Genomic DNA, 18,034 nt, shown 5'->3' with positions numbered 1-18,034 from the left:
GCGCCACTGACTTCCCGCCGGTCTGTTCAAACGGGCCCACAATGGCCCGATCCGGCTCGACATCCGAGCCGGTCTGGACATTCCTTTGACGGATCCCGGGAGGATTGGATGGGTGTGAAGCGAGCGTTGGCGCCGATCGGGCGCTTTTTCGGTGGCGTGTGGTGGTTCCTGAACGGCACGCGGCGCGTGGTGTTCACGCTGCTGTTCTGGGTGATCCTGATCGCCCTGATCTGGGCCGCGGTGCATGGCGGCAAGCCGCTGCAGGACAAGACGACGCTCGTGCTCGACATCCGCGGCGATGTCGTCGAGCAGTTCTCCGGTTCGCCGCGCGACCAGGCGATCGCGCAGATCAAGGGCGAAGCCCGGGCGCAGACGCGCCTGCGCGACATCCTGCGCGCGCTGGATGCGGCGGCCAAGGACGACCACATCGTGCAGGTCGTGCTGGACCTGGACCAGTTCGGCGGCGCCACGCCGGCCGCGCTGCATGAGATCGAAGCCGCGCTGACCCGCTTCAAGGCGAGCAAGAAGCCCGTCGTGGCCGCCGGGCTGGCCTTCGACCAGCGCGCGTACTACCTGGCCGCGCAGGCCACCGAGGTCTACATCCACCCGATGGGCGGCGTGATGATCGAGGGGTACGGCCGCTACCGGAATTACTACAAGGACGCGCTGGACCGCGTGGGCATCACGCCCAACGTGCTGCGTGTCGGCACCTACAAGAACGCGGTCGAGCCCTACTTCGCCAACGGTCCGTCGCCCGCGACGCTGGAGGCCGAGGGTTATCTGTACGACGAACTCTGGGCGCGTTACCAGACCGCGATCGAGACGGCGCGGAAGCTGCCCAAGGGCTCGGTGCAGCGCGCGATCGACGAGCTGCCGCAACGGCTCAAGGCGGCCGGCGGCGACCCTGCCAAGCTGACGCTGGCCGAGAAGCTGGTCGACGGCCTGAAGACCGAGGACGAGGTCGAGGTGCTGCTCGAGAAACGCGGCGCCAAGGACGAGAAGCGCCTGCGCCAGATCAACCTGGGCGCCTATGTCGCGCAACTGCCGCCGAAGCTGCCCAAGCCCGAAGGCCAGGTCGGCGTGATCGTGGCCGAAGGCGAGATCGTCGACGGCAGCGCGGGGCCGGGCAAGATCGGTGGCGAGTCGATGTCCAAGCTCATCCGCCAGGCGCGCGAGGACGACAAGGTCAAGGCCGTCGTGCTGCGCGTGAACTCGCCGGGCGGCAGCGCGTTCGCCTCGGAGCTGGTGCGCCGCGAACTGGAACTGACCCGCGCGGTCGGCAAGCCGGTCGTCGTGTCGATGGGCGGCGTGGCGGCGTCGGGGGGCTACTGGATCTCGATGTCGGCGGACGAGGTGATCGCCGACGCGTCGACGATCACCGGCTCGATCGGCGTGTTCGGCATGCTGCCCACCGGCGAGAAGCTGCTGGACAAGCTGTCGATCCACACCGGCGGCTACACGACGACCTGGCTGGCCAACGGCTATGACCCGAGACGTCCGCTGGACCCGCGCATGGCGCAGGTGGTGCAGTCGTCGATCGAGCACATCTATGCCGACTTCACCGGCAAGGCGGCGCAGGCGCGCAAGAAATCGTCGCAGCAGATCGACGCCGTCGGCCAGGGTCGCGTGTGGACCGGCTCGCAGGCGCTGGAGCGTGGACTGGTCGACAGGAACGGCCTGCTGTCCGACGCGATCGCCAGCGCCGCCAAGCGCGCCAAGCTCGGCGACGAGCCGACGGTGCGTTACGTCGAACCCGACCGCAGCGCCTTCGATCGCCTGCTGACGAGCATGGGCGATGCGGCGGCACCGTCGCTGCGCGGGATGGTCATGCATGCGCTGGGCGGCATCCCGGCGGTGCCGGCGCCGCTGCGCGAGGCGCAGGTCGACATCACCTGGCTGGCCGAGCAGGCGGAGGCCGGCCCGGCGGGATCGAAGCCGCCGGTGCGCGCGATCGTGCACTGCCTCTGCACCGCGCCATGACCACGCGATAGCGGTGTGAGAAAGGTGTCTCCGGGCGGCGGACCCGGAGGCGTCGGGGCCACGCGACGGCGTGGCTATACTTCCGCCGATGGCGCCGATTTGTCCGGCTTGCGGGCGCCCAAGAAATGCAGCTAAAGAGGGACACCCGATCCACGGATCGAGACCCGGTGTTCCGCTTCAAGCAGCGGCGCCGGGTTTTGTTTTTTGGGGTGTTCCATGGGATCTGTCGGTGACGTCACACCGCAGCGGCTGTTGTTCGATGAGCCGCTGATCTTGCGCAGCGGCGCGCGCATCGCGGGGTATGAGCTGATGGTCGAGACCTACGGCCGGCTCAACGAGGACAAGTCCAACGCGATCCTCGTGTGCCACGCGCTGAACGCGAGCCACCACGTGGCCGGCACGCATGCCGACGTCGAGAAGAGCGAAGGCTGGTGGGACAACCTGGTCGGTCCGGGCAAGCCGCTGGACACGGACCGCTTCTTCGTCATCGGCATCAACAACCTGGGCTCGTGCTTCGGCTCGACCGGCCCCATGCACCTGAACCCGGAGACGGGCCGCGTCTACGGCAAGGACTTCCCCGTCGTCACGGTGCAGGACTGGGTCGACGCGCAGGCGCGCGTGCTGGACCGCTTCGGCATCCAGAAGCTGGCGGCGGTGCTGGGCGGATCGCTGGGCGGGATGCAGGCGCTGGACTGGTCGCTGCGGTACCCGGAGCGCCTGCGTCACTGCATCGCGGTGGCGACGGCGCCCAACCTGTCGGCGCAGAACATCGCGTTCAACGAGGTCGCCCGGCGCGCCATCATCACCGACCCCGAGTTCCACGACGGCTTCTTCTACGAGCACGGCGTGGTGCCGCGCCGCGGCCTGCGGGTGGCGCGGATGATCGGCCACATCACCTACCTGAGCGACGACGTGATGGAGGAGAAATTCGGCCGCCAGATGCGCTCGGCGGAGCTGGGATATTCGACCTCGGACATCGAATTCCAGATCGAGAGCTACCTGCGCTACCAGGGCGACAAGTTCAGCGAGTACTTCGACGCCAACACCTACCTGCTGATCACGCGCGCGCTGGACTACTTCGACCCGGCGCGCGAGCACGGGGGCGACCTGAGCCGCACCTTCGCCAGCGCGCTGTGCAAGTTCCTGGTGGTGAGCTTCACGACCGACTGGCGCTTCTCGCCGGCGCGCTCGCGCGAGATCGTCAAGGCGCTGCTCGACAACAGGCGCGATGTGTCCTACGCGGAGATCGACGCGCCGCACGGCCACGATGCCTTCCTGCTCGAGGACCCGCGGTATCACGGCGTGCTGCGCGCCTACTTCGATCGCATCGCGAAAGAGCATGAGAAGCCGTTGCCCGGCGGTGCGTCTGCCCCGGTCTCGCACCGTCTGCAGGGAGTGTCGGTATGAGCGACCGCGCGGTGATGGACATGATCGCGGAGCTGGTTCCGGCCGGCTCGCGCGTGCTCGACCTGGGCTGTGGCACCGGCGAACTGCTCGCGCACCTTCAGGCGACGAAGGGCTGTACCGGTTACGGCGTGGAGCTGGACGATGCGAACGTGCTCGCCTGCGCGCAGCGCGGCGTGAACGTGATCCAGCTCAACCTGGAAGAGGGCCTGGCGATCTTCGAGGACCAGAGCTTCGACGTCGTGCTGCAGCTGGAGACGCTGCAGAACCTGCGCAACACCGAGGCGATGCTGCGCGAGACCGCGCGCGTCGGCCGGATGGGCGTCGTGAGCTTTCCCAACTTCGCGCATTGGCCGAACCGGCTGCAGGTCCTGGCGGGGCGGATGCCGGTGACGCGCGTGCTGCCGTACCAGTGGTACGACACGCCCAACATCCGCGTCGGCACCTACGCCGACTTCCAGATCCTGGCGCGCAAGTGCGGGCTGCGGGTGCTGGACAGCTTCGGCGTGCAGGAGAGCCGTCAGGTCCGCGTGATGCCGAACCTGATGGCCAGCATGGCGGTGTTCAAGTTCGATCGGGACTGAGCGTCGGCGACCCCCGTGACCCGCGGTTTGCAAACCGCGAGTGCGGTCAGTCCTCGTAGCGTCCCAGCCGGACCATCGTCTGGCCTGCCATCCCGGCGCGGCGCGACGGCATGATCAACACGCAACCGTCGTGCGGCGTGACCCACAGGCGATCGCCATCCTCGGCCAGCGGCGTGCCGGCGTTCGGGATCACCTTCAGGTGGTGCGTCGGCACCAGGAAGCGGAACTCCGGCGTCACCGCCGTCACGCCCTCGCCGACGCGCACCAGCCGCTGCCGCTCGGGCGTCGCCACGCGTTGCCGCGCGTCCGCCCAGTCCGCGTCGACCATCTCCAGATGGCGCAGGAAGCGCAGCGTGACGTCGAGCGCCATGTCGGCGCTCGCCGGCTCCCAGTGCGAGCCGCATTCGACCAGCACGGCCTGCCGGTCGCTCTGCGGATCGGCGAAGCCGCCGCGATCGATCAGCCGCAGGCCCGCCGCGTGGCCGGTGTCCACCAGCAGCGTTTCCGGCTGGCCCAGCGCTCGCGCCAGCGGCACGCTCTTGTCCGTCATGCCGCAGATCGTCAGCGCTGGAGCGCCCGCCTCCTGCATCGAATGCAGGTCCAGCAGCACGTCCGCCGCGTCGACGAAGGGCGCGAGTTCGCGCGCGCGCCGCAGCTCGGCCGAGTCGCGCGCGCCGCGCAACACGGCGTCGTCCCAGATCCGGTTCATGTCCTCGTCGACGCAGCGCGACGAGAAGGGCTCCAGCGCATTGAAGCGCCCGAAGGCCTCGACGTTGGCGAAGGCCAGCACCAGGCGGCCGCGCAAGGGCGTCACGCCCTGGCTCAGCAGCGTGTCCAGCGCGATCGCGCCGCACAACTCGTTGCCGTGCGTCAGCGCGACGACCATCGCCGTCGGCCCCGGCCGGCCGGAGTCCAGCACATGGACGAAGTCGATATCGCTCCCCGGGCCGTGCCGCCAGCGCTCGATCGCCGGCGGCTGGAGCCGGACTTCCGGGTTGAAGGGTGGAAAGGTCTCGAGCAGGGCGGGCGTCATCGTCTTCGAAACGTGGGGGGCGTCCACGACGGGGGACATGCCGGGCGATCCTACACTCCGGCCCCATGAAGACTCTCACCGGCCATGACGGCCTCCCGCTGCACTGGCGGGAATGGGGCGCCGACCTGTCGCTGCCCACCCGCGGCACCGTGCTGATCGTCCACGGCCTGGGCGAACACATCGGCCGCTACGAGGCCGTCGCCCAGCGCCTGAACGACTGGGGCTGGCACGTCGCCGGCTTCGACCAGCGCGGCCACGGCGCCTCCGGCGGCCCTCGCGGCGACATTCCGAAACACGACAGCCTGCTGCTCGACCTGGCCGCCACCATCGACTGCCTGCGTGCCGACGACCGGAAGGGACGGGGACCGCTGATCCTGCTCGGTCACTCGATGGGCGGCGCGGTCGCCGCGCGCTTCGTCGCCGGCGCGCTGGAGAACGCCCCCTGGTCGCGGCCGGTCGACGGGCTGGTGCTCAGCTCGCCGGCGCTGGACGCGGGCCTGTCCGCCTTCCAGCGCGGGCTGCTCGGCGCCACGCTGCCGCTGGTGCCGCATCTGGCCGTCGGCAACGGGTTGAATCCGTCCTGGGTCTCGCGCAGCGCGGACGTGGTCCAGGCCTACAAGGACGACCCGCTGGTCCACAACCGCATCACCCCGACGCTGGCGAAGATGATCGCCAGCTTCGGTCCCGAGACGCTGCCGCTGGTGCCGCGCTGGACCACGCCGACGCTGTTGATGTGGGCCGGCGCCGACCGCTGCGTCGCCCCGGCCGGCAGCGCCGCCTTCGCCGCGGCGGCCGCTGCGGGCGGGACGGTGCAGGCCGTGCCCTTCCCGGGCCTGGCGCACGAGATCTTCAACGAGCCTGAGCGCGAACAGGTCTTCGCCCGGCTGCGCGCCTGGCTGGGCACACGCTCCTAGAATCGGCCGATCGTCCCCATTCCGTCACTTCCGCCCGGACCGGCCGCCCCAGCGCGACCCCGGACCCAGCCAAGGCGGCCCACCGGCCGCGCAAGGAGACCCGCATGAACGCACGTGATCCGTCGTTGCCGCTGCAGACCGATGCCATCAGCGCCCTGGGCGCTTTCGCCGAGAAGGTCTGGGACGAGGAGATCGTCCCCGCGCTGACCGACTACATCGCCATCCCCGCCAAGAGCCCGATGTTCGATGCGGACTGGCAGGCCAACGGCTACATCGACCGCGTTGTCCGCGACGCCGCCCAGTGGGTGGAAAGCAAGAAGATCCCCGGCCTGAAGCTGGAGGTCATCCGTCAGGAAGGCCGCACGCCGGTCATCTTCTTCGAGCTGCCGTCGACCAAGGCTGACAGCGCCGACACCGTCGTCCTCTACGGCCACCTGGACAAGCAGCCGGAGTTCAACGGCTGGCGCGCCGACCTCGGCCCGTGGACGCCGAAGTATGAGGACGGCAAGCTCTACGGCCGCGGCGGCGCCGACGACGGCTACGCGATCTACGCCTCGATCACCGCGCTGCTGGCGCTGGACCAGCAGGGCATCCCCCGCCCGCGCTGCGTGGGCCTGATCGAGGCCTGCGAGGAATCCGGCTCCTACGACCTGCCGGCCTACATCGACCTGCTCCGGCCGCGCCTGGGCAACGTGTCGCTGGTGGTCTGCCTGGACTCCGGCGCCGGCGACTACGACCGCCTCTGGATGACGACCTCGCTGCGTGGCATGGTCTCCGGCGTGCTCAAGGTCGAGGTGCTGACCGAAGGCATCCACTCCGGCGACGCGTCGGGCGTGGTGCCGTCGTCGTTCCGCATCCTGCGGCAGGTGCTGGACCGGCTGGAGGATTCCAAGACCGGCCGCCTGCTGCCCGAGTCCTTCCACTGCGAGATCCCCGGCGTGCGCTTCGAGCAGGCGCAGGCGACCGCCGCGATCCTGAAGGAAGAGGTCTACAAGCGCCTGCCCTGGGCCTGCGGCGCGGACGGCGCGCCGGTGCTGCCGGTGACCTCGGATCCGGTCGAGGTGCTGCTCAACCGCACCTGGCGGCCGACGCTGTCGGTGACCGGCGTGGACGGCTTCCCCGAGCTGAAGAGCGCCGGCAACGTGCTGCGCCCGTACACCGCGTTCAAGCTGTCGCTGCGCCTGCCGCCGCTGATCGACGGCAACGAGGCCGCGCTGAAGCTCAAGGCGCTGCTCGAGGACAACGCGCCGTACAACGCCAAGGTCAGCTTCGTGCCGGACGGCCGCGCCGGCGCGTATGGCGCCACCGGCTGGAACACGCCGGAGCTGTCGCCGTGGCTGAGCCAGGTGCTGGACGACGCCAGCCAGGCCCACTTCGGCCAGCCGGTCGGCTACATCGGCCAGGGCGGCACCATCCCGCTGATGAGCATGCTGCAGAAGGGCTTCCCCGCCGCGCAGATGATGGTCTGCGGCGTGCTGGGCCCCAAGAGCAACGCCCACGGCCCCAACGAGTTCCTGCACGTGCCCTACGGCAAGCGCCTGACCGCCGCGGTGGCGCAGGTGATCGCCGCGCACCCCTGACCGCCGCGGACCCGGTCGGCGGCCCGAAGGCCGTCAAGGTCCGCTGATCGACGCACAGAGAGGCGGCCCGCGGCGACGCGGCGTCCGCCCGGAGGAGACGGGATGGATCAGGTCAAGGCGATGCGGGTCTTCACCCGCGTGATCGACGAGGGCAGCCTCGCCGGCGCCGCGCGGGCCATGGACCTGGCACCCGCCGTGGTCACGCGGCTGGTGGCGGATCTCGAGGAACATCTCGGCGCGCGGCTGCTCAACCGCACGACGCGGCGGCTGTCGCTGACGGACGTCGGCGAGGGCTACCTCGAACGCTGCCGCCGCATCCTCAGCGACATCGAGGAGGCGGAGGCGCTGGCCTCCGCGGCCACCAACGAGCCGCGCGGCACGCTGCGCGTGCTGATCCCGCCGGCCATCGCGATCCACCAGCTGGCGCGGCACATGGCGCGCTTCCATGCGCTGTACCCGCTGGTCAGCGTCGAACTGGTCGCGCCGGGCCCGGTGGACACGCTCGACGAGAGCTTCGACATCACCGTCATCTCCACCCGCAGCCCGCTGCAGGGGGATTTCATCGCCCGCAAGCTGGCGCGCACCGAGGTGATCCTGTGCGCGTCGCCCGAGTACCTGGGCCGGCGCGGCAAGCCGCAGCACCCGTCGGACCTCAAGCAGCACGACGTCATGCTGCCGCCGATCCACGAGCTGACCCGCGGCGTGACCTTCGAGCGCTGCGGCGCGGACGGCCTCACGACCGAGAGCTTCTTCGCGATCCCCAGCCGGCCGGTGATGACGACCTCCTCGGTCGACACCAAGTACGCCTGCGCGCTGCACGGGCTGGGCGTGGCGGGGCTGCCGTCCTTCGTCGTCGGCGACGCGCTGATGGAAGGGGCGCTCGAGCGCGTGCTGCCGCAGTGGCGCATCTACAGCTATCAGCTGTGGGCCGCGATGCCGACCCGCAAGTTCGTCCCGGCGCGCACCCGCGCGTTCATGGACTTCCTCGTCGAGATCTTCGGCGGGAAGGACGAGGACCCGTGGCTGACCGCCGCGGGCTGCCCGTCGTACCGCGCTGCCCAGGAGTTCCTGGCGGCGCAGGCGGCCAAGGCGGCTGCCACGCCCGCCGAGGGAGATTGAGGCGGCTCGTGGCGCCCGTCCGCGCTGCTTCTATGCCTCAGGGCGTCAGCGCAGGCTGAAACCGACCTGGGTGTACTGCGGTTGCAGATCCTCGATCAGGCGCAGCAGCGGCGACAGCTCGATGTAGCGTGTCGCCGTCTTCACGACGTAGGCGTAGAAGCGCGGCAGGTCTTCCGCGTAATGCGGCTTGCCGTCGCGGTGCTTGAGCCGGCAGAAGATGCCCATGATCTTCAGCTGCCGCTGCAGCACGGTCCATTCGAGCCGGCGCCAGAACAGGCCGAAGTCCAGCGCCATCTCGTGCGGGTCCTCGCCGTTCGGATCCAGGCCGAAGAGACCGGCGCGCTTCGCGCCTTCCCAGTAGCGCACGGCCCAGTCGAGCTCCTCGGCCTCTTCCCACGAGATGAACGCGTCGCGCATCAGCGAGGCGATGTCGTAGGTGACAGGACCCATCACCGCATCCTGGAAGTCGATGATGCCGGGCGTGGCGAAGGCCGTCTCGGTGCCTGCGATCCCCGCCGGGCAGACCATCAGGTTGCGCGGCATGTAGTCGCGGTGCATCGGCACGCGCGGCTGCGCCAGGACGTTGGCCGACAGCATCGCCACGGTGCGGTCCCAGTAGCCGCGCTGCTTGTCGTTCCAGGTCTTGCCGTGGTGGGCCTGGACGCACCAGTCGACGAAGATCTGCAGCTCGCGGCGCACGAAGGCGTCGTCGAACAGCGGAAGCGCGCCCTCGGCGCGCGCCGCCTCGCTGGTCTGCCAGCGCAACAGCGCGGCGGTGGCATCGCGCATCAGCACGCGGGGCACTTCCGTGTCGCCCGCGCGCTGGGCGGCGAGCAGCGCGTCCAGGTAGGACGCGGTGCCGAGGTCTTCCATCAGCGCGAAGCCGAGCGCCGCGTCGTGCGCGAGCATCCTCGGCACATGCAGGCCGCGTTCGGCCATCAGCGCGCCGACCTTGACGAAATTCGCCACCTGGTTGGGCGACGCCGGGTCGTCCATGACGATCAGCGTGCCGCCATCCGCCGCGGTGATGCGCAGGTAACGGCGGAAGCCCGCGTCGCTGCTGGCCGCGACCAGCGTCTCCTCGCGCAGCCCGTGCGTCGCCGCGAGTGGCGCCAGCCAGCGATGGAAGCGGGCGGCGCGGTCGGCATCGGGCCAGGGCGGGGGCGATGCGTGCGAGGCGTGCGGGTCGGGAGGGGTCATCGGCGGGGGAAGCAGAAGGGCCGCTGCGTGAGCGGCCCCGGGGTCGGTGACAAGGCGCTCCGGCGGTCCTGCCGGCGTGCGAGCCTCGTGGATAATGATTCTACAAACCCCGGGCAGCGCGGCGCGATCGACGCGCGGCCGCCTGACCTCTGCAAGACGCTGCCCGCCTGATGCGCCCACCGGTTTCCCGTCCTCGTCCGATCTCGCTGGCCGCCGCCTTGGTGGTCGCCCTGCCTGGACTCTCCGCCTTTTCCGCGCAAGCGCAGGAATCGGGCGGCCAGCCGCTGATCCTCAAGTCGATCAAGCAGTTGCACCAGACCAAGCGCAAGGACGCCCGTCCCGCGCTGGCGCTGAGCGCCGACCGCATCACCAGCGACATGGACCAGACCTCCACCGCCGAGGGCGATGTCCAGTTGCGCTACGGCGGCATGCTGCTGAAGTCGAAGAACCTGCGCTACGACTATCCGCAGGACCTGGCCGTCGCGGACGGCGATGTCGAGCTCAGCCAGAACGGCGCCGTGCTGCGCGGGCCGAAGCTGGAGCTCTTCGTCGACAAGTTCGAAGGTCAGCTCGAGAGCCCGACCTACTTCTTCGCCGCGACCGGCGGCAGCGGCAGCGCCAAGGCGATCCACTTCCTCGGCGACCAGCGCATGCGCGCGGACGAGGCCACGTACTCGACCTGCCCGGTGTCGGAGAAGGGCGAGAAGGACGCGGCCGATGCCGCCAGCGGCAAGGGCAAGCGCGACTGGGAGCTGGTCACCAGCAGCCTGAACCTGGACTTCGATGCCGGCGAGGGGGTCGCGAAGGACGCCGTGGTGCGATTCCTCGGCGTGCCCATCCTGGCGGCGCCGTCGCTGAGCTTCCCGCTCGGCGACCAGCCCAAGTCGGGCCTGCTGCCGCCCAACGTCAACATCGACAACCGCAGCGGCGTCGAGTACAGCCAGCCCTTCTACTGGAGCATCGCGCCCAACCGCGACGCGACGATCACGCCCTTCGTGATGACGCGGCGCGGTCCCGGGGTCGACACGCAGTTCCGCTACCTGGAGCCGGGGCACCGCGGCCAGGTCGACTACGCGCTGCTGCCGCACGACCGGGTCACCGGCATCTCGCGCTGGGACCTGCGCCTGAACGCCGACGGCGACGTGTTGCCCAACTGGACCTACAACGTCCACACCGAGCGCGTCTCGGACGACAACTACTGGAAGGACCTGCGCAGCCGCATGCTGTCGCAGACGCCCCGCCTGCTGTCGACGGACCTGCGCACGCAGCGCGACTTCAGCTTCAACTGGGGCGAGATGCAGACCTACGCGCGGGTCCAGAAATGGCAGCCGCTGCAGGTCGCGGAGACCCAGGACCAGTTCGCCTCGCCGTACCAGCGTTCGCCGCAGATCGGCCTGCGCCTGCAGACCGGCGCCGACGAATCGGTGCTGGCCGGCTATCTGCCGACCGGGCGTCGCGCGCGGCTGGAAGGCGGCCTGGAGCTCGAGTACAACCGCTTCGACCTGCCCGGCGGCGCGCTGGGCTCGCAGACGCAGACCGGGGAACGGGTGCACCTGCTCGGCCACGTCAGCCTGCCGTTCAGCGGCGCGGCGTGGTGGCTGATCCCCAAGCTGTCGGTCAACGCGGCGAGCTACAACCTCGACCAGGCGATCGACGTGACCGGCCGGCGGTCGATCGGCCGGACGATCCCGACCTTCAGCGTCGACCACGGCTGGATCCTGGAGCGCAACACCTCGCTGTTCGGCCAGGCGATGCGCCAGACGCTGGAGCCGCGCTTCCTGTACGTCAACACGCCGTACCGCGACCAGAGCGCGATGCCCAACTTCGACGCGGCGCCGCGGGACTACAACTTCGACTCGGTCTTCGCGGAGAACCAGTTCTCCGGCGTCGACCGCGTCAACGACGCCAACATGCTGGCCTTCGGCGCGACCACGCGCTGGATCGAGGACGAGCGCGGCGAGGAGCAGCTGCGGCTGGGCATGGTCCAGCGCTACCTGTTCCGCAACCAGCAGATCACGCCCGACGGCTCGCCGCAGACGCACCGCCTGTCCGACGTGGTGCTGCTGGCGTCCGCGCACTTGAACCAGGCCTGGTGGACCGACAGCACGCTGCAGCTGAACTCCGCCGACGGCAAGGTCGAGCGGACGGTGCTGCGGCTGCGTTACTCGCCGGGGCCGTTCCGGACCGTCAGCGCGTCGTATCGCCTGGCCCGCGGGCAGAGCGAACAGGTCGAGCTGGCCTGGCAATGGCCGCTGTTCGGACCGGACCGCAAATCGGTCGCCGGCGGACCCGGCTGCGCCGGCGCCTGGTACGGCGCGGGCCGTCTGCAGTACAGCATGCGCGACAAGCGCTTCACCGATTCCGTGATCGGCGCCGAGTACGACTCCGGCTGCTGGATCCTGCGCGTCGGCGCGGAACGCCAGGCCACCGGCCGCGCGGAAACCAACACCCGACTGATCCTCCAGCTGGAGCTGGTCGGCCTGTCGCCGCTCGGCTCCAATGCGCTGAAAGTGTTGAGAGACAATATCCCGGGTTACCGTTCGCTGAGCTCCGAGCGCTCGGCTTTTGGCACATATGACTGAACTGCGTTCGATGCGACATCTCAAGCCGGTGGCGGCCACCCTCCTGTCCCTGACCGCCATCCTGGCCGGGTCGGCTTCCTCGGCGCAGACGACGCCCGTTCCAGCCCCTGCGGCCGCCGCTTCCGCGCCTGCCGCGGCGGCATCCGCGCCCGCTGCCAATCGTCCTGTCGTCGAACAACGGCAACTCAAGCCGGGCGACTACATCGCGGTGATCGTCAACACCGACATCGTGGCGGCGTCGGAGGTGATCCAGCGCACCGAGCGCGCCCGCGAGGAAGCGCGCCAGCGCGGCCAGACCGTCACCAACGAACTGCTGCACAAGCAGGCGCTGGACAGCCTGGTGGACGAACGCGTCGTCGTGACCTACGCCCGCGAGAACGGCCCGCGCGTGGACGAGCCGGAACTGGACCGTGTCGTCGCGAACGTCGCCACCCAGAACAAGCTGACGATGCCCGAGCTGCGCCAGCGCCTGGCCGCCGAAGGCATCGACTTCAAGCGCTTCCGCGAGAACCTGCGCGACCAGATGTTGAGCGAGCGCGTCCGCGAACGCGAGGTGCAAGGCCGCATCCGCATCACCGACGGCGACATCGACAAGTACCTGGAGGAGCGCCAGGCCGCCTTGCAGGGCCGCGCGCAGCTGAACATCGCGCAGATCCTGGTGCCGGTGCCAGACGGCCTGAGCGTGGAGGCCGTGGCCGAGCGCAAGGCGCGCGCCGAAGCCGCGCTGGCGCGCATCAAGGCCGGCGAGGACTTCGCCAAGGTCGCCCGCGAGGTGTCGGAAGACGCCAACAAGAACCGCGGCGGCGAGATCGGCCTGCGTGCCGCGGACAAGCTGCCCGACGTCTTCGTCGACGCGGTCAAGGACCTGAAGGACGGCGAGGTGCGGCCGCAGCCGCTGCGCTCCGAGGCCGGCTTCCACGTGCTGAAGCTGATCGAGCGCCAGACCGGCAAGGCGTCGATCAACGTGGTCGTGCAGACCCACGCGCGCCACATCCTGCTGCGTCCGTCCGAACAGCTGACCCCCGAGCAGGCCACGCGGCGGCTGGTCGAGTTCAAGCGTGCGATCGAATCCCGTCGCGCCACCTTCGAGCAACTGGCCCGCGCCAACTCGGAAGACGGCAGCGCGCAGGAAGGCGGCGACCTGGGCTGGGTCTCGCCGGGCGGATTCGTGCCCGAGTTCGAACAGGCGATGGATGCCCTGCCGCTCAACGGCATTTCGGATCCCGTGCCCTCGCGCTTCGGCATCCATCTGATCCAGGTGATCGAGCGCCGCGACGTCGTGCTCGACACCAAGCAGCTGCGCGAGCAGGCCCGCACCGCGCTCCGTGAGCGCAAGTACGAAGACGCCTACAACGACTGGATGAAGGAAATGCGCGCCCGCGCCTTCATCGAGACGCGCGAGTGGCTGGACTGAGCGGCCGGGGCTGACTTCATGGGACATGTCGCGCGCAAGCGCTTCGGCCAGCACTTCCTGACCGACAAGGCGATCATCGACGGCATCGTCGACGCGATCGCGCCGGGCGAGGACCAGGCGATGGTCGAGATCGGCCCGGGCCTGGGCGCGATGACGTTGCCGCTGCTGCAACGCCTGCCGGCGTCGAGCCGGCCGCTGACGGTCATCGAGCTCGACCGCGACCTCGCCGCCCGCATGCGCAAGCGCGGCGACGTGACGGTCATCGAATCCGACGTGCTGAAAGTCGACTTCGCCGCGCTGGCCGCCGAGCGCGGCCGCAAGCTCAAGGTCGTCGGCAACCTGCCGTACAACATCTCGTCGCCGATCCTGTTCCACCTGCTGGGCTTCGTGGACCACGTGGTCGACCAGACCTTCATGCTGCAGAAGGAAGTCGTCGACCGCATGGCCGCCAAGCCGGGTGGCAAGGACTTCGGCCGGCTGAGCGTCATGCTGCAGTGGCGCTACGACGTCGAGGCGCTGTTCGACGTGCCGCCGGAGGCCTTCGATCCGCCGCCGCGGGTCGACTCGGCGATCGTGCGGATGGTGCCGCTGTCGGCGCCCGCGAAGATCGACGAGGCGCTGCTGAGCGAGCTGGTCGCATCGGCGTTCTCGCAGCGCCGCAAGCTGCTGAGGCATTCGCTCGGCAAGTGGCTGGACGCCCGCGGCTTCCAGGGCGAGTTCAACCTGCAGCGCCGCGCCGAGGAAGTGCCGGTGGACGAGTTCGTCGCGCTCGCGCTGGCGGTGCAGGGCTGAGCCTGACAAACAAAAAGGCCTTCCGTCGCCGGAAGGCCTTCTGCATCAGACCCGGAGGTCAGTCGCGCTTCAAGTGCGTTTTCTACCGGTCACGCGGCGCTGAGCCACATGGACGTATCGAAGGCACTGCACATCATCGGCATGTTCATGCCGAAGTTCGGATTCGGATTCGCCTTGGTGCTCTTGAGCACCGGCTTGACCTCTGGAGCCACTTCGGTAGCCCGCTCCCATGAACCTTGTTCTTGAGAGCGGGCTACTGAAAAGAATAGAAGCACCGGAATGAGACCTTCCGCTCGGCCCAGAAATCGGCCGCCTCGCGGAAGACGTCGAGCAACTGCTCGCGCGCCTCACGATCGAACTTCGCATGGTCCGGCAACTGGTCCAGCACCACGACGAAACCTGGTTGCGTGCCCGACTTGTGGACCAGATTGGTCATGCAGTCGTACAGCGCTTCCATGTTCTTCCCGAAATGGGCCGGGAACAGGAAATTGCTGGCAATCAATTCCAGCACGTCCTGTTTGGTCTCCGCTGGAGACAGGTCGGCGTACAGGAAGTGTTGGCCGGCGTCCTGCGCGGCCTGCATCAAGTCCTCGACCCGGTAGGCTCTGATCGCCTGCACGATGTTGGGACGGACTGTCTGCAAAAGCATTGTCGCGTTCCTCCTAGATGGGGTTCCGAGTTCATGTCCAACCCTGCTTGTCGCCCCGGACAGAACTCGCTGGGGAGCCTGCGATCGTCGGTGGCATGGGCTGGGTCAGAGAGGGTTAACCCTGAACTCTGAAACCGAGATGGTACAGAAATGGGCCCGAATGCTCAAGCCGGGGGCTACCAGAATGCCCTAAAAAGCGGCAACGTTAGCGTGCGCACACATTCGTTATGTGGCCGGTAGCGCGTAGCAGTCATCCAGCAGAAATTGGCTGGTGAGCCGCTACAAACTTTTTCTATAGGCTAGGCCGCAGGTCGGGTTTAAGGGCCTTCCAGCCGCTCTTCCGAGGGGCTGCGGAGGCCCGGCGACCGAATATTCTTCGGTCGCCGGGCGGTCACTTCGGCAGGAAGCGGACGACCGCCCGGAACCGGATTTCCGACGGAATCCGTTCGGATCTCAGCGGGCCGCGTTCGCGTCCGCGACGGTCAAGGCCGTCATGTTCACGATACGGCGGACCGTGGCCGAAGGCGTCAGCACATGCACCGGCTTGGCGGCGCCGAGCAGCACCGGCCCGATGGCGATACCGCCGCCGGCGGCCGTCTTCAGCAGGTTGTAGCTGATGTTGGCGGCGTCGATGTTCGGCATGACCAGCAGGTTGGCCTCGCCCGTCAGCGAGCTCTTGGAGACCAGTTGGTCGCGGTAGTGCGGGTCGAGCGCGGCGTCGCCGTGCATCTCGCCGTCGGCTTCCAGCCAGGGCGCCTGTTCCTTGATCAAGGCCAGCGCATCGCGCATCTTGACGGCGGACGGGCAGTTGCTCGAGCCGAAATTGCTGTGCGACAGCAGCGCCGCCTTCGGACGCAGGCCGAAGCGCATCATTTCCTCGGCCGCCATCTGCGTGATCTCGGCGATCTGCTCGGCGGTCGGGTCGTAGTTGACGTGCGTGTCGACCAGCATGACCTGGCGGCCCGGCAGGATCAGGCCGTTCATGCAGGCGAAGGTCTTGACGCCGGGGCGCTTGCCGATGACCTGGTCGATGTACTGCAGGTGCATCGCGGTGTTGCTCCACGTGCCGCAGAGCATCCCGTCGACCTCCCCCTTGTGCAGCATCATGGCGCCGATCAGCGTCAGCCGGCGGCGCATCTCGATCTTGGCGAGCTGCTGGGTCACGCCCTTGCGCTCGGTCATCTCGAGGTAGGTCTGCCAGTAGTCGCGATAGCGGTGGTCGAACTCGGTGTTCACCACGTCGTAGTCGCGGCCCTCCTGCAGGCGCAGACCGAAGCGCTCGCAGCGTTGCGCGATGACCTGCGGACGGCCGATCAGCGTCGGGCGGGCAATGCCCTCGTCGATGACGATCTGCACCGCGCGCAGCACGCGTTCCTCTTCGCCCTCGGCGTAGGCCACGCGCTTGTGCTTGGCCTTCTTCGCGATCTGGAAGATCGGCTTCATCGTTGTGCCGGAGGCGTAGACGAAGCTCTGCAGCTTCTCCAGATACGCCGGCATGTCGGCGATCGGACGCAGCGCGACGCCCGACGCCTCCGCCGCCAGCGCGACCGCCGGAGCGATCTTCATCATCAGGCGCGGGTCGAAGGGCTTGGGGATCAGGTATTCGGGGCCGAAGCTCAGGTTCGCGCCCGCATAGGCGGCGGCGACGACCTCGCTCTGTTCCGCCTGGGCGAGTTCAGCGATCGCGTGGACGGCGGCGATCTCCATCTCGTCGTTGATCGTCGTCGCGCCGCAGTCCAGCGCGCCGCGGAAGATGTACGGGAAGCACAGGACGTTGTTGACCTGGTTCGGATAGTCCGTCCGGCCCGTGGCCATCAGCGCGTCGCCGCGGATCGCGTGGACGTCCTCCGGCTGGATCTCCGGATTCGGATTGGCCAGCGCGAAGATGATCGGCGTGGCCGCCATCGAGGCGACCATGTCCTGCTTGAGCACGCCGCCCGCCGAGAGGCCCAGGAAGATGTCCGCGCCCGCGATCACGTCGCGCAGGCTGCGCTGCTCGGTGGGTTGGGCGTAGACGGCCTTGTCCGGGTCCATCAGCTCGGTGCGGCCTTCGTAGACGACGCCGGCCAGGTCGGTCACCCAGATGTTCTCGCGCGGCAGGCCCAGCTTGACCAGCAGGTTCAGGCAGGCGAGGGCGGCGGCGCCGGCGCCCGAGGTCACCAGCTTCACCGACTTGATGTCCTTGCCCGCGACCTTCAGCCCGTTGAGCAGGCCGGCGGCGACCACGATGGCGGTGCCGTGCTGGTCGTCGTGGAACACGGGGATCTTCATCCGCTTGCGCAGCTCGCGCTCGACGTAGAAGCAGTCCGGCGCCTTGATGTCCTCGAGGTTGATGCCGCCGAAGGTCGGCTCCAGCGCGGCGATCACGTCGACCAGCTTGTCGAGGTTGTGCTTCTCGTCGATCTCGAGGTCGAAGACGTCGATGCCGGCGAATTTCTTGAAGAGGACGCCCTTGCCTTCCATGACCGGCTTGGAGGCGAGCGGTCCGATGTCGCCCAGGCCCAGCACGGCGGTGCCGTTCGAGATCACCGCGACCAGGTTGCCGCGCGAGGTGTAGCGGAACGCGTTGGCCGGGTCGGCGACGATCTCCTCGCACGCGGCGGCCACGCCCGGCGAGTACGCCAGGGCCAGGTCACGCTGGTTGATCAGCTGCTTGGTGGCCGCGATGGCGATCTTCCCGGGGGTCGGGAACTCGTGGTACTCGAGAGCGGCCTGGCGCAGCTGCGCACGTTTTTCTTCGGACGTGGACATGGGGGACTCTTCTGGTTGAAACCGGTCCGCCG

Annotated in this window: 14 protein-coding genes; 9 read left to right on the top strand and 5 right to left on the bottom strand. The window is 68.8% G+C overall.

Annotated features, from left to right (window positions below; all coding sequences use genetic code 11):
* Positions 1-108: 108 nt before the first annotated feature.
* The 3 genes from sppA to metW all read left to right on the top strand — a co-directional run bounded on the left by sppA (position 109) and on the right by metW (position 3,968).
* A complete protein-coding gene (gene sppA, locus AC07OZ_RS07795) occupies positions 109-1,980 on the top strand; it encodes a signal peptide peptidase SppA (RefSeq protein ID WP_495466594.1) in 1,872 nt (623 codons plus the stop codon).
* Between the two features lie 216 nt (positions 1,981-2,196).
* Positions 2,197-3,387 (top strand): homoserine O-succinyltransferase MetX, encoded by a 1,191-nt coding sequence (gene metX / locus AC07OZ_RS07790; RefSeq protein WP_495466593.1) that lies wholly within the window; start codon positions 2,197-2,199, stop codon positions 3,385-3,387.
* Positions 3,384-3,968: a methionine biosynthesis protein MetW gene (gene metW, locus AC07OZ_RS07785; RefSeq protein ID WP_495466592.1), complete on the top strand. Its 585-nt coding sequence runs from the start codon at positions 3,384-3,386 to the stop codon at positions 3,966-3,968. Before metX ends, metW begins: the two co-directional genes overlap by 4 nt.
* A 46-nt stretch (positions 3,969-4,014) precedes the next feature.
* Here the strand turns inward: metW and AC07OZ_RS07780 are convergent, their stop codons facing one another.
* A complete protein-coding gene (locus tag AC07OZ_RS07780) occupies positions 4,015-5,040 on the bottom strand; it encodes a M14 family metallopeptidase (RefSeq protein WP_495466591.1) in 1,026 nt (341 codons plus the stop codon).
* A 26-nt stretch (positions 5,041-5,066) separates the two neighbouring features.
* Here AC07OZ_RS07780 and AC07OZ_RS07775 point away from each other — a divergent pair, with 26 nt between their 5' ends.
* From AC07OZ_RS07775 to AC07OZ_RS07765, 3 genes are all read left to right on the top strand, one after another.
* Positions 5,067-5,915 carry an alpha/beta hydrolase gene (locus tag AC07OZ_RS07775; protein ID WP_495466590.1) on the top strand — a complete coding sequence of 283 codons (849 nt, stop codon included), beginning with the start codon at positions 5,067-5,069 and terminating at the stop codon, positions 5,913-5,915.
* Positions 5,916-6,019: 104 nt separating this feature from the next.
* The gene (locus AC07OZ_RS07770; RefSeq protein ID WP_495466589.1) at positions 6,020-7,495 is read left to right on the top strand and encodes a M20 family metallopeptidase; all 1,476 of its coding nucleotides are present in this window, start codon (positions 6,020-6,022) and stop codon (positions 7,493-7,495) included.
* Positions 7,496-7,597: 102 nt separating this feature from the next.
* Positions 7,598-8,614, top strand: a complete 1,017-nt coding sequence (locus tag AC07OZ_RS07765; RefSeq protein WP_377159391.1) for a LysR family transcriptional regulator — start codon at positions 7,598-7,600, stop codon at positions 8,612-8,614.
* 45 nt (positions 8,615-8,659) lie between these two features.
* Here the strand turns inward: AC07OZ_RS07765 and AC07OZ_RS07760 are convergent, their stop codons facing one another.
* Positions 8,660-9,814, bottom strand: a complete 1,155-nt coding sequence (locus tag AC07OZ_RS07760) for an aminoglycoside phosphotransferase family protein (RefSeq protein WP_495466588.1) — start codon at positions 9,812-9,814, stop codon at positions 8,660-8,662.
* Between the two features lie 170 nt (positions 9,815-9,984).
* On the opposite strand from AC07OZ_RS07760, the gene AC07OZ_RS07755 reads away from it, so the two are divergent.
* Genes AC07OZ_RS07755 through rsmA form a run of 3 tightly spaced genes read left to right on the top strand, consistent with a single transcriptional unit; the run spans position 9,985 to position 14,602 of the window.
* A complete protein-coding gene (locus AC07OZ_RS07755; RefSeq protein WP_495466587.1) occupies positions 9,985-12,396 on the top strand; it encodes an LPS-assembly protein LptD in 2,412 nt (803 codons plus the stop codon).
* A 10-nt stretch (positions 12,397-12,406) separates the two neighbouring features.
* Positions 12,407-13,810 carry a peptidylprolyl isomerase gene (locus AC07OZ_RS07750; protein WP_495466586.1) on the top strand — a complete coding sequence of 468 codons (1,404 nt, stop codon included), beginning with the start codon at positions 12,407-12,409 and terminating at the stop codon, positions 13,808-13,810.
* Between the two features lie 18 nt (positions 13,811-13,828).
* On the top strand, positions 13,829-14,602 hold the full coding sequence (gene rsmA, locus AC07OZ_RS07745) for a 16S rRNA (adenine(1518)-N(6)/adenine(1519)-N(6))-dimethyltransferase RsmA (protein WP_495466585.1): 774 nt from the start codon (positions 13,829-13,831) through the stop codon (positions 14,600-14,602).
* A gap of 89 nt (positions 14,603-14,691) precedes the next feature.
* On the opposite strand, the gene AC07OZ_RS07740 is transcribed toward rsmA, so the two are convergent.
* From AC07OZ_RS07740 to AC07OZ_RS07730, 3 genes are all read right to left on the bottom strand, one after another.
* Entirely contained in the window at positions 14,692-14,814 is a 123-nt protein-coding gene (locus AC07OZ_RS07740; protein ID WP_255362631.1) for a hypothetical protein, read from the bottom strand.
* Positions 14,815-14,855: 41 nt separating this feature from the next.
* Positions 14,856-15,251: a barstar family protein gene (locus AC07OZ_RS07735; protein ID WP_297526049.1), complete on the bottom strand. Its 396-nt coding sequence runs from the start codon at positions 15,249-15,251 to the stop codon at positions 14,856-14,858.
* A gap of 453 nt (positions 15,252-15,704) precedes the next feature.
* Complete coding sequence (locus AC07OZ_RS07730) at positions 15,705-18,002, bottom strand: NADP-dependent malic enzyme (protein WP_495466584.1); 2,298 nt, start codon at positions 18,000-18,002, stop codon at positions 15,705-15,707.
* Positions 18,003-18,034: the final 32 nt, after the last annotated feature.

The organism is Roseateles sp. GW821-FHT09G03, from assembly GCF_059416045.1.
This window is presented reverse-complemented; position numbering and strand designations above follow the sequence as displayed.